At 60.0% G+C, this 13,532-nt stretch carries 16 protein-coding genes; 7 read left to right on the top strand and 9 right to left on the bottom strand.

Annotation, left to right across the window (positions count from 1 at the left end):
• Nucleotides 1–3: 3 nt before the first annotated feature.
• The 4 genes from G6K99_RS00835 to G6K99_RS00820 all read right to left on the bottom strand — a co-directional run bounded on the left by G6K99_RS00835 (nucleotide 4) and on the right by G6K99_RS00820 (nucleotide 3,297).
• Nucleotides 4–1,566 carry a type II and III secretion system protein family protein gene (locus tag G6K99_RS00835; RefSeq protein ID WP_062454121.1) on the bottom strand — a complete coding sequence of 521 codons (1,563 nt, stop codon included), beginning with the start codon at nucleotides 1,564–1,566 and terminating at the stop codon, nucleotides 4–6.
• 13 nt (nucleotides 1,567–1,579) lie between these two features.
• Complete coding sequence (cpaB, locus tag G6K99_RS00830) at nucleotides 1,580–2,386, bottom strand: Flp pilus assembly protein CpaB (protein ID WP_062454122.1); 807 nt, start codon at nucleotides 2,384–2,386, stop codon at nucleotides 1,580–1,582.
• A 119-nt stretch (nucleotides 2,387–2,505) separates the two neighbouring features.
• A complete protein-coding gene (locus tag G6K99_RS00825; RefSeq protein WP_174195444.1) occupies nucleotides 2,506–3,024 on the bottom strand; it encodes a prepilin peptidase in 519 nt (172 codons plus the stop codon).
• A gap of 102 nt (nucleotides 3,025–3,126) precedes the next feature.
• A complete protein-coding gene (locus G6K99_RS00820; protein ID WP_062454124.1) occupies nucleotides 3,127–3,297 on the bottom strand; it encodes a Flp family type IVb pilin in 171 nt (56 codons plus the stop codon).
• A gap of 415 nt (nucleotides 3,298–3,712) precedes the next feature.
• Here G6K99_RS00820 and G6K99_RS00815 point away from each other — a divergent pair, with 415 nt between their 5' ends.
• From G6K99_RS00815 to G6K99_RS00785, 7 genes are all read left to right on the top strand, one after another.
• Nucleotides 3,713–4,111 (top strand): pilus assembly protein N-terminal domain-containing protein, encoded by a 399-nt coding sequence (locus tag G6K99_RS00815; protein ID WP_092664131.1) that lies wholly within the window; start codon nucleotides 3,713–3,715, stop codon nucleotides 4,109–4,111.
• A gap of 157 nt (nucleotides 4,112–4,268) precedes the next feature.
• The gene (locus tag G6K99_RS00810) at nucleotides 4,269–4,922 is read left to right on the top strand and encodes a TadE/TadG family type IV pilus assembly protein (RefSeq protein WP_113109329.1); all 654 of its coding nucleotides are present in this window, start codon (nucleotides 4,269–4,271) and stop codon (nucleotides 4,920–4,922) included.
• Nucleotides 4,922–5,512, top strand: a complete 591-nt coding sequence (locus tag G6K99_RS00805) for a TadE/TadG family type IV pilus assembly protein (protein ID WP_062454127.1) — start codon at nucleotides 4,922–4,924, stop codon at nucleotides 5,510–5,512. Before G6K99_RS00810 ends, G6K99_RS00805 begins: the two co-directional genes overlap by 1 nt.
• A gap of 114 nt (nucleotides 5,513–5,626) precedes the next feature.
• The gene (locus G6K99_RS00800; protein WP_174195443.1) at nucleotides 5,627–6,847 is read left to right on the top strand and encodes a phosphopentomutase; all 1,221 of its coding nucleotides are present in this window, start codon (nucleotides 5,627–5,629) and stop codon (nucleotides 6,845–6,847) included.
• Nucleotides 6,844–7,830: an adenosine deaminase gene (locus G6K99_RS00795; RefSeq protein WP_174195442.1), complete on the top strand. Its 987-nt coding sequence runs from the start codon at nucleotides 6,844–6,846 to the stop codon at nucleotides 7,828–7,830. Before G6K99_RS00800 ends, G6K99_RS00795 begins: the two co-directional genes overlap by 4 nt.
• Nucleotides 7,831–7,889: 59 nt before the next feature.
• Entirely contained in the window at nucleotides 7,890–8,519 is a 630-nt protein-coding gene (upp, locus tag G6K99_RS00790; protein ID WP_062454129.1) for a uracil phosphoribosyltransferase, read from the top strand.
• A gap of 113 nt (nucleotides 8,520–8,632) precedes the next feature.
• Nucleotides 8,633–9,157, top strand: a complete 525-nt coding sequence (locus tag G6K99_RS00785; RefSeq protein WP_174196014.1) for a TIGR02281 family clan AA aspartic protease — start codon at nucleotides 8,633–8,635, stop codon at nucleotides 9,155–9,157.
• A 3-nt stretch (nucleotides 9,158–9,160) separates the two neighbouring features.
• On the opposite strand, the gene deoA is transcribed toward G6K99_RS00785, so the two are convergent.
• The 5 genes from deoA to G6K99_RS00760 form a co-directional block, all read right to left on the bottom strand.
• Nucleotides 9,161–10,474 carry a thymidine phosphorylase gene (gene deoA, locus G6K99_RS00780; protein ID WP_174195441.1) on the bottom strand — a complete coding sequence of 438 codons (1,314 nt, stop codon included), beginning with the start codon at nucleotides 10,472–10,474 and terminating at the stop codon, nucleotides 9,161–9,163.
• 5 nt (nucleotides 10,475–10,479) lie between these two features.
• The gene (gene deoC / locus G6K99_RS00775; RefSeq protein ID WP_174195440.1) at nucleotides 10,480–11,250 is read right to left on the bottom strand and encodes a deoxyribose-phosphate aldolase; all 771 of its coding nucleotides are present in this window, start codon (nucleotides 11,248–11,250) and stop codon (nucleotides 10,480–10,482) included.
• A gap of 112 nt (nucleotides 11,251–11,362) precedes the next feature.
• Nucleotides 11,363–12,151, bottom strand: coding sequence for a purine-nucleoside phosphorylase (locus tag G6K99_RS00770; protein WP_113109324.1), 789 nt, complete (start codon nucleotides 12,149–12,151; stop codon nucleotides 11,363–11,365).
• On the bottom strand, nucleotides 12,148–12,552 hold the full coding sequence (locus tag G6K99_RS00765; RefSeq protein WP_174195439.1) for a cytidine deaminase: 405 nt from the start codon (nucleotides 12,550–12,552) through the stop codon (nucleotides 12,148–12,150). Before G6K99_RS00765 ends, G6K99_RS00770 begins: the two co-directional genes overlap by 4 nt.
• Before the next feature lie 5 nt (nucleotides 12,553–12,557).
• Complete coding sequence (locus tag G6K99_RS00760) at nucleotides 12,558–13,529, bottom strand: ABC transporter permease (protein ID WP_062454135.1); 972 nt, start codon at nucleotides 13,527–13,529, stop codon at nucleotides 12,558–12,560.
• Nucleotides 13,530–13,532 lie beyond the last annotated feature (3 nt).

Genomic DNA, 13,532 nt, shown 5'->3' with positions numbered 1-13,532 from the left:
CGCTTACTTGTAGATGAAGCCGACGGAGCCATGATACTGGCTGCCACCGCTTTTGGCCGGCTCATTGCGGCCGTAGATCTTGTTGACGCGGTTCAGGAAGAAGGAAGCCGCGTCGTTCTCAGGATTGAAGTTGTCATCCGGGCGGGCGATCTCGTTGCGGGCCACAGGCCTTACGAGATAGGGCGTCGCGATGATGACGAGTTCGGTCTCGTTGCGGATGAAGTCCTTGCTGCGGAACAGCGTACCGAAGACAGGAACCTTAGAGATGCCCGGCAGTCCAGACATCGCCTGGCGGACATTGTCCTGCACGAGGCCGGCGATAACGATCGAACCGCCGGAGGGAAGCTCGACCGTGGTTGAGGCTTCGCGCTTGCGGATCGACATGTAGGTGTTGCCCGGAACGCTCAGGCTTGTGCCGTTGCCCGTCGTTACGGAACCCTCATAGGTCGGCTCCGAAACATTGGTTTCGATATTCAAACTGATACGGCCAGGCGACAGAACGATCGGCTTGAAATTCAGCTCGATGCCATAGTCCACGGTGGTGATGGATCGGTTGACCGTCGTCTTGCGGGTTTCGTCGTCAACGTTGACTTCCTGCTCCGCTGGCAGTCGATACTCGCCGCCAACATAGAATTTAGCCTGCTGACCCGAAATCGCCGTCAGGCTTGGTTCGGCAAGCGTGCGCATGACGCCGGCCTGTTCCATGGCATTCATGGTTGTGGCGAGAGTGGCTGCACCAACGGAGCCAGACAATGCCCCCTGGCTTCCCAGGCTGACAGCATTCCCCAGATTCGCAGGATTGAAGAAGGAAAAGCTACCCTTGTTGCCGCTGATCGAGCCGTTGAAACCAAGCTGTTTCAGGACCTGGCGGCTGACTTCCGCAACCGTGACCTTGAGCGTGACCTGATCTTCGCCCTCGATAGTCAAAAGGTTGACGATCTGCGACTGCTGGCGGTTTTCGGCGAAGATATCCGCATCGCCGTTATTGCCCTGTGCGGTGATGTTGCGGGTGGTTGCTTCACCGCCCTTGAGGAAGGCGCGCGCGAGCTTTTCCGCCTGCGACGAATCCTGCGGCGTGCGCACCGTGCCCGACAGCACGATGTTGTCGGAGATGATCTCGACCTTGATGTCGGATTCCGGCAGGAACCGGCGAAGGTTCTGCTGCAGACCGGAGATGTCGCGTTCGATCTCGACGTCGAGACTGACGATCTCCTCGCCGTTCGGGCCGAACACAAAGATATTGGTCTGGCCGACAGTCTTCCCGAACAGGTAGATGCGGCGCGAGGTTCGCGTGACCGCATCGGCAAGCGAAGGATCTGCGACCAGGATGTCGTGCGCATCGGCCGGGAGATCGACAACCAGCGCCTTGTTCAAACCGAGTTGGACTCGGCGTTTCACGCCAGGGCCGCCTTCGGTGATGCGGATAAGGTTGGCATCGGAAGCGGCCACTGCATCGCGGACCGACAGACCGACCGGCGCGTATCCGCCTGGAAAACCCGATACCGACAGGCAGAGGGCTATCCCGGCGACCGAGGACCTACGAATTCTGGCTCTTAGCTTGCTCATGTGCCCGCCCCGTTCACTTCGTCTGCTGCGAGGCAGAACTTTTGACGATCGCCCCTGATTTGATGACCTGGACCTCTGCCTTGCCGCCGCCATGCAGCAGATAATCTGCTGCAACCGTATCGGCTTCCTGGGCATCCGCGACCGAACGGAGAGCAAGCGTCAGGCGCTCTGCCATCTGCTGCGCCACCGTGATGATCTTTGCCTGATCGGGGGTCAGTTCCAGCGTGGCGGTCGTTCCGACCACCGACTTGCTGCCATCCGGCGCCTCCTGGATCTGCTGGTCGATCGCGAGCACCCGGACGTTGTTGAGGACGTTTTCGGTGATGAAATTGCCGCTGTCCTTGTTCTCGCGCACCATGATCACGTCGACGCGGTCATTGGGGAGCACGAAGCCGCCGGCACCGGTGGCGACGGAAATCTCGGTCGCGACAGCGCGCTTTCCGGACGGAAGCAGCGAGGACATGATGCGGCTGGAGGAGTCTGCAATCTTCTCGGCGCGGATTGGCTCGCCCTTGAAGATCGGCAGGCGCACGACGGAGCCGGCGACATCGGCGATGGCATCCGGCCGGGCGTCGCTCGTGATAAAGCCTTCGACGACGCTGCCGTTCGGCCACTCTACCCACTGGACCGACTTGTCATTGAGCCGGCTGCCGACGGGAATGTTCTCAGCCGAAACGAGAACTTTCGTCGTCGGCTCCCGCTGGATGACCGTCTCGACGAGGTCCGGGCCCTTCTGACCAGTAAGGCGCATCGCCAGCAGGCCGGCAAGACCTGCCGCTACAACTGCGACTGCGAGAATCATAAGACGAGCGGGCTTCATGAGCTTCCTCGGAGGAATACAAATCAATCCTCGAGAGCATGCGCCGGAATGGTGTAATTATGGTTAATAGGAAGCTTACGATTTGGGTTAACGCAATGTTACCCTGCCGTGCGCGTCGATTAGCTTGCGGCCAGAAGCACAAGATTGACGACAGGCGACTGCTGGAAGGTCAAGTAGCCGCCGATCGCGATCGCGATACCATAGGGAATCTTGCTTTCTGTCACCAGCGAAGCCGGCAGGCGGATCCCCATTGCCATTGCTGTATTGGCGTTAGCTCTCAACAGCAGGAAGATGAGTGTAATAAATCCGCCGACGAAGGCGACGGTGACCAGAAACGAAATCAGGGCGGGCGTAAACCCGAACCAGATTGCCGTTGCCGTCAGAAGCTTGGCATCGCCGCCGCCCATCACGTTCATCGCAAACAGCATGAAGCACACAGCAAACACGGCGGAAGCTGCGGTAATACTCATCCCATAGTCCGCCCATCCAAGACCGACCAGCGGTGCGAAGACGAGAAACGAAACGAGGATAGCGGCAGACAGCTTGTTCGGGATCTTCATGGTGAAAAGATCGCTGATGGCAGCGAGCGCAAGACAGAATGGAACGATCAAGGTTACAATGACAACCATTTCAAGCATCCTTTTTGCGCCGCGTCCCTCGATCTTATGTATCAAGGCCTAAAGCTGTAAAACCGCCCCTGGTGGGGCGGTCTACACATAGACATCACGGTTCTTAAGAACTTACTGCTGGTTCAGCTTGGTAGCGAGGTTCTTGAACTGGTTGTTCAGAGCGCCCCCGAGCGTGGTCGCACCGGCGATCAGGGCCACGGAAATGAGAGCTGCGATGAGGCCATACTCGATGGCGGTCGCACCAGACTCATCCTTCATAAAACGAGCAAAAATCTTGGACATGGAATCTCCTATTCCCACCTACGGTTCAGCACTTACCGACAACTGTTTTCCGCTGTTCGGATAACCCAAACTAACCCCAGACGATTGCTATCGACTTAACGAAGAACCTTTCCAAAGTGTTAACTCCCCTGATACGGCACATTGGGTAAACAACGCACCAACAGCATCATTCAAATCGAAAACTGCGTCCCCGAACATTATATTTACCTAATAAAATATCATAAACATGCGGATATGGGATATTTGCAGCCGCGTTCGGGCACGAAAATGCCGCTCTTGCTCCTGTCATCATTGGTTAACGTTTCGGAAAGCTCAGCCTCGAGATGTTTACTTAAGGCTTCATTCACCATTCCACGCCATCTTTGAGACACGACTGTTCATCGATTCAAAGGCCACCACGATGGTTGTGCGCAAAATGCTCGTTGCCTTCGCATGCCTTTGCGGCATTGCCACAAGCCTCAGCGGCCCGGCATTGGCGCAGGAAGACGGCCTTGTGCGCGTGTTCATGAATCACGCGCGGGTACTGAAACTGGATAGGCCAGTGGCCAAGGTGATTGTTGGCAACGCGGAAGTCGCCGACGCGACCGTGGCCGACCCGACAACCATCGTCCTGACGGGCCGTGCGTTTGGGACGACCAATCTCGTCCTGCTCGATGAGGACGGCAATGCAATTGCCGACGAACGTATTCTCGTCTCCATTGACGAAGGCAATACGGTTCGCGTGTACCGTCAGACCGAGCGCTCCGTTCTCTCCTGCACGCCCAACTGCGAGCAGCATGTGGAATTCAAGAATACGGCTGGTGCAACGCCCTGACGGCCTTGATCTGACACGACGCCAGACAGAAAATTGCCCAGCTGCGTCGCCCGACCTGCTCTACGTGGACACAGGTGCCTAAACTCTAATCCCATTCGGCAACGGAATATCAATATTCCCCTCCTAGTATTGCGGCTCGAATGGACCGGGGGCGGCAATGCATCAGAACGATAGGCACACTGACGGCGCTGGCGCGTCGCGCGTGCCGGCGACGCACTCTCGGCGTCCGTGGCGCCGGTTCAGCCGGTCCACGGATGGTGCCGCGGCGATCGAATTTGCGCTCCTGGCCATCCCCTATTTCGTGATCGTCTTTGCCATCATCGAAACCTTTGTTGCCTTCGCCGGCGAGCAACTGGTTGCCAATGCCGTCGACACGATGGCCCGCAAGATCAGAACAGGCAACATCACCACCACTGATACGACCCGGACAACCTACCATGACCGGACGAAATTCCGGACCGCGTTCTGCAACGAGATCTCGATCCTCATCAAATGCGATGCATCGGAAATCGCCACCCCGAACAAACTCTGGCTCGACGTTCGCAGCTTTACGAGCTTTTCGGCGATCCCGAAGACAGTGCCCCGGACGCCCGCAAACACCGCTTTCGGCGAACTGGATACGGCCTCCATCAACTATTATTCGCCGGGCGGGCCAAAGACCGTCAATATGCTGAGGGCCTATTACAAATGGGAGGTCATCACCGATCTGGTGCGGCCCTACATAACCAATGTCCGGCCAACCAACGGGACACGGCCCAACTACTTCCTGATCGTCGAAACGGCTGCATTCCAGAACGAGGACTATCCGTGATGGCGACCCCAACAACCAGGCGGGCTGCACAGACCGGATGGCTATGCCGCTTCAGGGCATTGATCGTTGACACGAAGGGCGCGGGCGCCGTCGAATTCGCGTTGATCGTGCCGCTTCTGATCTTTCTCTACATCACGGCATTCGAGCTGACGATTGCGCTCAGTGTCTCCAAGCGAACCGCGAGTTCCGCAAGCACGATTGCCGACATTACGACCCAGCAGGCGAGCGTGACCCCGACGTGGCTTGCCACAATGAAGGATGTGACGGGCAGCATCTTTGCGCCCTACGCGCCGCAGAACCTGAGCCTGAAGATCACCGGCGTGCAGCTGGACGCAAACAGCAATCCGACCGTTGCCTGGTCGTGGGATCAGTCTAACGGCAAGCCGTACGCGGTGGGCAGCACCGTCAACGTTCCGAGCGACATGCGCACAGCCAGCACGTTTCTGGTGCGTACAGAGCTATCGGTTACGCACAAGTTGCTGATGATCATGCCAGGACTGCTTCCGCCTCAGCTCCAGACGATCACGCTCAGCCGCCAGTACTACTACCGTCAACGCGTCGGAACCAGTATCGACTGTAACGGCTGCTGACGCGGTCCTCTGCTTCCCCTTTGCCAACATGATCGCGCGACTATATGTATCGCCATCCGGGCAGGTGATTTGTGTCACTTGTCCGCACAGGCGATTTCAATTTCCGGGTGACAGATGGCACGGGCCTTCCTCTTCGTTCTCGATTCCTTCGGCGTCGGCGGCGGCCAGGATGCGCAGGCGTATAATGACCTTGGCTCCAACACGTTCGGCCATATTGCCGAATTCTGTGCCGCCGGTGCCGCGGACCGAGCCGGCTTGAGGCAGGGACCGCTCAGCCTTCCGAACATGTCCTCGCTCGGCCTGCTCGAAATCGCAAAGCTTGCCAGCGGCGACTACCCGATCGGCATGCAGCGGCCCGAACGCGTCTTCGGCCTTCACGGCGCGGCAAACGAACTGTCGCTTGGCAAGGACACGCCGTCGGGACATTGGGAAATTGCCGGCACGCCGGTCACCTTCGACTGGGGTTATTTCCCGACCGAAGGCGATGCGTTTTCGCCCGAACTCGTCGAGGCGATCTGCCGCGAAGCCGATATCCCGGGCATTCTCGGCAACTGCCACGCTTCGGGCACAGACATTATCGCAAAACTCGGAGAAGAGCATGTCCGGACGGGCAAGCCGATCTGCTATACATCGAGTGACAGCGTCTTCCAGATCGCCGCGCACGAGACCCATTTCGGGTTGGAGCGGTTGTTGAAGCTGTGCGAGACCGTGCGGACGCTGCTCGATCCCTTGAATATCGGAAGGGTGATTGCCCGACCATTCACTGGCGAGACGCCGGAGACGTTCGAGCGAACCGGCAACCGGCGCGACTATTCAGTGCTGCCGCCGGAGCCGACATTGCTCGACCGGCTGGTTTCGGCGGGCCGAACCGTCCACGCCGTCGGCAAGATCGCCGATATCTTTGCGCACCAGGGCATCAGCCGCGTGAGCAAGGCAAACGGCAACCACGCCCTGATGGATGCGACGCTCGACACGATGGCGCAAGCCGAGCAAGGTGATCTCGTCTTCACCAACTTCGTCGATTTCGACATGCTCTACGGACACCGTCGCGACGTCGCGGGCTATGCGGCCGCTCTCGAAGAGTTCGACCGGTCGCTGCCGGAAGTGCATCGCCGGCTTCAACCGGGCGATATGGTGATCATCACCGCCGACCACGGCTGCGATCCGACCTGGCGCGGCACCGACCACACACGCGAGCGGGTGCCGATCATGGCGTTCGGTCCCGGCATTCGCTCCCGCTCGATCGGGCTTCGGCCGACTTTCGCCGACATCGGTGAGACAGTCGCTGCCCATCTCGGCATTCCTGCCGGAAGACACGGATGGAGTTTTCTGTGACGAAGAACTTTGTAAAGGCCGAGATCCACTGCCACATCGAAGGTGCCACGCCGCCGCATCTGGCACGGGCGCAAGCCCAGAAATACGGCGTGGACATCGCCCCTCTCCTCTCCGGTGACACCTATACCTGGAAGGATTTTTCCGAGTTCATCCTGAGCTACGACGCCATCGCCTCGTTGTTCCGAACAGAAGCCGACTATGCGCTGCTGACGGAGACCTATCTCTGCGAGCTTGCCGCCTGCAACACGATTTACAGCGAGATCATCGTATCGCCTGATCATGGCGACCGCATCGGGCTCGGTGCCGACGCCTATCTCGCCGGTCTCTGCGACGGTATTCACGCCGCGAAGGAAAAGACCGGGATCGAGACACGCATCATCGTGACCGGCGAGCGGCATTTCGGCCCTGACAGCGTGATTGCCGCCGCGGAATACGCCGCCCGATGCCGGAACCCGCTGATCACGGGTTTCAACATGGCCGGCGAGGAGCGTATGGGCCGCGTTGCCGATTATGCGCGTGCATTCGATATTGCTCGCGACGCGGGCCTTGGTCTGACGATCCATGCCGGCGAAGTCTGCGGGGCATTCAGCGTGTCCGACGCGCTCGATCTCGTGCGTCCATCGCGGATAGGCCACGGCGTTCGCGCCATCGAAGATCCCGCTCTGGTCGAGCGGCTGGTCGAGCTCGGAACCGTGCTGGAAGTCTGCCCCGGTTCGAATATCGCGCTGCAGGTCTTTCCGGATTTCGAGAGCCATCCCCTGAAAGCCCTGAAGGCTGCTGGTGTGCGGGTCTGCATCAATTCCGATGACCCGCCGTTCTTCAAGACTTCGCTTGCCCGGGAATACGACATTGCGGCGGAGGTCATGGGTTTTAGCGATGCCGAAATTGATGCCATGACCCGTGTCGCGATCGAGGCGGCTTTTGTGGACGAGGCGACCCGCGGCGCACTGCTTGCCCGGTTTGACGCTACCGCGGCACAATGACGACTTGCGCGCGCGGTCATTTTCCCGGATGAAGACACTGATAACAGAGAGGTAAAACCATGGACGGCGTGACTGTCATCGATCATCCGCTGGTGCAGCACAAGCTGACCATCATGCGCAAGAAGGAAACCTCGACGGCCGGCTTTCGGCGGCTGTTGCGCGAGATTTCCATGCTTCTCTGCTATGAAGTGACGCGCGATCTCGACCTCACCATGGAGACGATCGAGACGCCGCTGACGCAGATGCAGGCGCCTGTCGTCGAAGGCAAGAAGCTCGTGTTCGTTTCCATCCTTCGCGCCGGCAACGGCCTTCTGGAAGGAATGCTCGAGCTGGTGCCATCGGCCCGTGTCTCGCATATCGGCCTCTACCGGGACCATGACACGTTGCAGCCGGTCGAATACTATTTCAAGGCGCCCGAAAATCTCGATGAGCGATTGCTGATTGTCGTTGATCCGATGCTCGCGACGGGCAATTCCGCGATCGCCGCGATCGAAAAGCTGAAGGAGCGTGGCGCGAAAAACATCCGCTTCCTCTGCCTTCTTGCAGCACCGGAAGGCCTCAAGAATTTCCAGGACGCGCATCCCGACGTGAAGATCTATACGGCTTCGATCGACAGCCACCTCAATGAAAAGGGCTATATCATGCCCGGCCTCGGCGACGCTGGTGACCGGATGTACGGCACGAAGTAACGCAGTTCAGACTTTGCTTACCTAGATTTCATGGCAATGGCCTGCGAAGCTTTTCGCGGGCCATTTCTTCATTGTCCTTTGCTACCTTCAAGGCGAACTCGCAAAGGATGACCATGCTTCTGCGCACCCTTGTTTTCGCTGGCCTCGCAGCTCTGCTTGCAACGCAGATCCCGGCGGTGATGACGCTTGTTGATCGCGTGCCGGAGCCTGCGAGCGGCACTGCGGAAACGCCGAGCTCTGCGAAGGCCCAACCCGCTTCCGTGTCCCCCGGCCGGGTGAGGCTGTCGGCCGATGGCAGAGGCCATTTCACCGGCCAGTTCCGGATCAACGGCAAGACGGTGGAAGGGCTGGTCGACACCGGCGCATCGGCAGTCACCATCAACGAAAGCACGGCCCGCAAGCTGGGCTTCGGGGTCAACAGTCTCGATTTCCGGTATCAGATGAATACGGCGAACGGGAAGACAGACGGCGCCCGCATCATCCTCGATCGCATCGAGATCGGCAATATCCGCGTCAGACAGATCGATGCCTTCGTGCTGCGCGACGAAGCGCTTTCCAGCACGCTGATCGGCATGACCTTCCTGAAAAAACTGAAATCCTTCCAGGTCGAAGATGGCAGCCTGACGCTGATCCCTTAGCGATTACTCGACCCGGCCGAGGATGAAAGGCGGCAGGACAGGCGCTTCATCAGACACTGAATAGCAGGCGGTGACATCGGCAGCTGCGCGTGCTGCATCGTCTTCGCTCGCCGCATGGACCATGGCAATCGGCTGCCCCTTGGAAACCTTCGTGCCAAGCGGGAGAATGGCATCGATACCGACACGGTGGTCGATCGCGTCTCCGGCACGGCGCCGGCCACCGCCGAGCTCCACCACCGCCATGCCGAGTGCTCGTGTTTCGCAGCTGGCGAGGAAGCCATCGGCGGGGGCGAGGACCGGGCGAATGACCGGTGCCTCTGCAAGATAGACATCCGCCGGCCTATCGCAGAAATCTGCCGGACCGCCCAGCGCATGGGTCATGCGAGCAAAGCGTTCCAGGGCTGCACCGGATGCCAGTGCCCGTCGCGCAACCTCTTCAGCCTCTTTGATCGTCGCAACGAGATTGCTCAGAACCAGCATTTCCGCTGCTTCGGCAATCACGACGCTTTCTAGTCGCGTCCCTGCTTTCTCTCCCTTGAGAACCGAGAGACAGTTTCTGATCTCCAGCGCGTTACCGGCTGCATCGGCAAGCGGCTGGTTCATATCCGTCAGCAGAGCCACGGTCTTCAGGCCTGCGCCATTGGCGACTTCGACCAGCGAGCGGGCCAGAAGCTCAGCCTCGTCCTTTGAGCGCATGAAGGCACCGCTGCCGACTTTCACGTCGAGGACCAGAGTTTCGAGACCGGCTGCAAGCTTTTTCGAGAGGATCGAGGCGGTGATGAGAGAAATGGCTTCGACCGTCGCGGTGACATCGCGGATCGCGTAGAGCCTGCGGTCGGCGGGTGCCAGTTCCTGTGTCTGGCCGACGATGGCGCAACCGATATCCCGGACGATGGCACGCAAGCGTGTTTCATCCGGCATCACGTCGTAACCGGGTATTGCCTCGAGCTTGTCGAGCGTGCCGCCGGTATGGCCAAGGCCGCGGCCGGAGATCATCGGAACGGCAAGCCCGCAGGCAGCCGCAAGCGGGGCAAGCATCAGCGAGACGTTGTCGCCGACGCCGCCGGTCGAATGCTTGTCGGCCACTGGCCGCGCCGCATCCCGCCACTGCATCACACGACCGGAATCGCGCATCGCCAGCGTCAGCGCGATCGTTTCGTCGCGCGACATGCCCTGGAAAAACACGGCCATGGCGAAGGCTGCAACCTGTCCCTCGGAGATCGTCTCATCCGTCATCGCCGCGATGAATGCGGCGATGTCATTCGATGACAGAACCTCGCCATCGCGTTTGCGACGGATGATCTCCTGCGGGATCATGACGCCTAGTAGCCGGTGGAAGCGCGGGATGCGGGTGCGCCGCTCAACACGCCCAGGATATCGTCGAGAAGGCTGGACGCGCCGAAGCGGAATGTCGACGGCATGAGCCAGTTCGGGCCCATGGTCGATTCGGCAAGCCGGAGATAGAGATCCGCATCCGCCACCGTGCTGATGCCACCGGCCGGCTTGAAGCCGATGCGCTTCTTGGACGCGCGGATGGCACGCAGCATGCTGTCTGCCGCTTCCAGCGTCGCGTTGACGGAAACCTTGCCGGTGGAGGTCTTGATGAAATCGGCACCGGCAGCGATTGCCAGTTCCGAGCCGCGTCCCACGAGCGATGCGTCCTTCAGTTCCCCGGTCTCGAGAATGACCTTGAGGCAGGACTGCGGGCAGGCTGCGCGAACGGCCTCGACCATGTCGGTCACCGCCTGCTCATCGCCCGCCATCAGCTTGCGATAGGGAATGACCAGATCGATCTCGTCGGCGCCATCTTCCACCGCCTTCCGGGTCTCTTCGACCACGGCGGCGACCGGCAGGTCACCACCTGGAAAATTCACCACCGTGGCAATGCGAACCTTGTGCCCGTGCCCCAGGATCCCGCGCGCATAGGCGACAAAGCGCGGCCAGATGCAAATTGCGGCCGCTGCCCCATAGGGTGTCTGCGCCCTCGCGCACAAAGTCTCGATCGCGGCATCGTCGCAGTCGTCGCGCAGGTTCGTAAGGTCAAGAAGCGAGAGCGCAAAGGATGCTACTTCGCGTGGACTATGCAGTTCCATGATCTGCCTCCCTTAAAGAGCGGACATATTTATCGTTGAAAGGATTATATGCAAGCCGTCGGGACGAGTACGGCCACCGACGGACAGCTATCCAGCTGAATTGAAACGGGAATCAGGCCAGCATTTCCTTGAGGACGGCAGCCAGCCGCTGGCCGCCGACCGGGGCCATATCCTTGGTTTCATCGTGGCTGAGTTCGGCGCCCGTCATGCCCGCACCGAAATTCGTGATCACGGACGCGGCTGCGACCTTCATACCGAAATAGCGGGCGAGGATGACTTCCGGCACAGTGGACATGCCGACGGCATCGGCGCCGAGCGTTCGCGCCATGCGAATTTCCGCGGGCGTTTCGAAGCTTGGGCCTGAGAACCACATGTAGACGCCGGAAAACAGCGGAATGCCGGCTCGTATTGCGGCATTGCGCATATCGAGCGTCAGGCCCGCATCATAGGCCGAGGTCATGCCGACGAAGCGCTGGTCGCCGCGTTCGCCGATCAGCGGGTTCATGCCGGAATAGTTGATGTGATCCGAGATCTGCATGACCGAACCCGGCGGCATGTCTTCCCGGAGCGAGCCTGCGGAATTCGTGAGGATCATGGTCTGGACACCGAGACCGCGCATCACCTCGATCGGGAAGCGCATCGCCTTGGCATCGCCATGCTCGTAGTAATGCGCCCGGCCGGACAGCATGATCACAGGCTCTTCGCCGAGGTAACCGGCAACCAGTTCGCCGGCATGACCCGTGACGCCGCTGACGGGAAAGCCCTCCAGCATCGTATAGGGGATGCGGACCTGATCGCGCACTTCTTCCACCAGCGTTCCAAGGCCCGACCCCAGCACGACCGCGTGGCGCGGAATGAGGCCGTCCAGCCGGTCGACGAGCAGATCGATGACGTCTCTCATCCGATCTTATCCGTCTCAAAGGCGTAGGGCAGAAGTTCTGCCATGGTCACGGTCTTCTGCACGCCGGCCTCGTCGCAGAGATAGATGAGCGTATCGGCCGAGGCGAATTCGGAGATCTTCTGGCGGCAGCCGCCGCAGGGCGTGCAGAGCGGAAGCTTTTCGGCAATCACCGCAAGCGACTTCACCTTCTTGCCGCCGCCCATGATCATGGCGCCGATTGCTGTCGGTTCGGCGCACCAGCCTTGAGGGAAGGACAGGTTCTCGATATTGGCGCCGAGATAGACCTTGCCGTCATCGGCAAGGATGGCGGCACCGACCGGGAATTTCGAATAGGGCGCATGCGCTTTCGACATGGCATCGCGGGCAGCTTCGAACAGGTCGTGTGGCGAAAATTCGGACATCGCGATTAGCGCTCCTTGGTATAGGGGACACCGCCGGCCTTGGGCGGGCGGGCAATGCCGATAAAGCCGGCGAGTAGCACGCAGGTAAGGATATAGGGCAGCGCCTGGAAAATCTGCACCGGCACTTCGCCGATCAGCGGAAGCGACTTGCCCTGCATGAAATTCGCGAAGGCATCGAGGAAGCCGAACAGCAGGCAGGCGAACATGACCGGCACCGGTTTCCACTTGGCGAAGATGAGCGCCGCAAGCGCGATGTAACCCTTGCCGGCCGACATGTTGTTGATGAAGGCTGCCGACTGCGCGATCGCCAGATAAGTGCCGGCAAAGCCTGCGAGGAAGCCCGTGACGATCAACGCTCTGTAGCGCAGCCAGCTGACCGAGATGCCGGCCGTATCGACCGCACCGGGATTTTCGCCGACCGCGCGAAGACGAAGGCCGAAGCGCGTGCGGTACAGGATCCACCAGGACAGCGGCACCATCAGGAAGGCGATGTAGGTGAGGATATTGTGGCCCGAGATCACGTTCGCATAGAGCGGACCGATGATCGGCACCTCACGCATCATGTCTGCGCCGGGAAGCGTGATGCTGGAGAAGCGGCCGGATGCGGGAACCTGTCCCGTGCGTCCGCCCTGGCTGAACCAGGCCTGGCCAAGCACGATGGTGAGGCCCGCCGCGATGAAGTTCAGCGCGACGCCGGAGACGATCTGGTTGCCGCGGTTGGTGATCGAGGCAAAGCCGTGCAGCATGGAGAACAGGATGGCGGTGACGATGCCAGCACCAAGTCCTGCCCAGGCATTGCCGGTGTAATAGGCGACGCAGGCCGAGGCGAATGCCGATACCAGCATCTTGCCTTCAAGCCCGATGTCGAAAATACCGGCGCGCTCGGAAAACAGGCCAGCGAGTGCGGTAAACAGCAGCGGGATCGACAGGCGGATCGCAGAACCGAGAATGCTTATGAAAACTTCGAAATAATCCATGCG

The organism is Neorhizobium sp. AL 9.2.2, from assembly GCF_013317225.1.
In the GTDB taxonomy this organism is placed as follows: Bacteria; Pseudomonadota; Alphaproteobacteria; order Rhizobiales; family Rhizobiaceae; genus Neorhizobium; species Neorhizobium soli.
The sequence above is the reverse complement of the archived record's forward strand: the minus strand, read 5'-3'. Positions and strand labels throughout refer to the sequence as shown.

Excerpts from the sequence above, each read along its gene's own strand:
- G6K99_RS00835 (WP_062454121.1), bottom strand. The coding sequence starts at position 1,566 with ATGAGCAAGCTAAGAGCCAGAATTCGTAGGTCCTCGGTCGCCGGGATA.
- cpaB (WP_062454122.1), bottom strand. The coding sequence starts at position 2,386 with ATGAAGCCCGCTCGTCTTATGATTCTCGCAGTCGCAGTTGTAGCGGCA.
- G6K99_RS00825 (WP_174195444.1), bottom strand. The coding sequence starts at position 3,024 with ATGCTTGAAATGGTTGTCATTGTAACCTTGATCGTTCCATTCTGTCTT.
- G6K99_RS00820 (WP_062454124.1), bottom strand. The coding sequence starts at position 3,297 with ATGTCCAAGATTTTTGCTCGTTTTATGAAGGATGAGTCTGGTGCGACC.
- G6K99_RS00815 (WP_092664131.1), top strand. The coding sequence starts at position 3,713 with ATGCTCGTTGCCTTCGCATGCCTTTGCGGCATTGCCACAAGCCTCAGC.
- G6K99_RS00810 (WP_113109329.1), top strand. The coding sequence starts at position 4,269 with ATGCATCAGAACGATAGGCACACTGACGGCGCTGGCGCGTCGCGCGTG.
- G6K99_RS00805 (WP_062454127.1), top strand. The coding sequence starts at position 4,922 with ATGGCGACCCCAACAACCAGGCGGGCTGCACAGACCGGATGGCTATGC.
- G6K99_RS00800 (WP_174195443.1), top strand. The coding sequence starts at position 5,627 with ATGGCACGGGCCTTCCTCTTCGTTCTCGATTCCTTCGGCGTCGGCGGC.
- upp (WP_062454129.1), top strand. The coding sequence starts at position 7,890 with ATGGACGGCGTGACTGTCATCGATCATCCGCTGGTGCAGCACAAGCTG.
- G6K99_RS00785 (WP_174196014.1), top strand. The coding sequence starts at position 8,633 with ATGCTTCTGCGCACCCTTGTTTTCGCTGGCCTCGCAGCTCTGCTTGCA.
- deoA (WP_174195441.1), bottom strand. The coding sequence starts at position 10,474 with ATGATCCCGCAGGAGATCATCCGTCGCAAACGCGATGGCGAGGTTCTG.
- deoC (WP_174195440.1), bottom strand. The coding sequence starts at position 11,250 with ATGGAACTGCATAGTCCACGCGAAGTAGCATCCTTTGCGCTCTCGCTT.
- G6K99_RS00770 (WP_113109324.1), bottom strand. The coding sequence starts at position 12,151 with ATGAGAGACGTCATCGATCTGCTCGTCGACCGGCTGGACGGCCTCATT.
- G6K99_RS00765 (WP_174195439.1), bottom strand. The coding sequence starts at position 12,552 with ATGTCCGAATTTTCGCCACACGACCTGTTCGAAGCTGCCCGCGATGCC.
- G6K99_RS00760 (WP_062454135.1), bottom strand. The coding sequence starts at position 13,529 with ATGGATTATTTCGAAGTTTTCATAAGCATTCTCGGTTCTGCGATCCGC.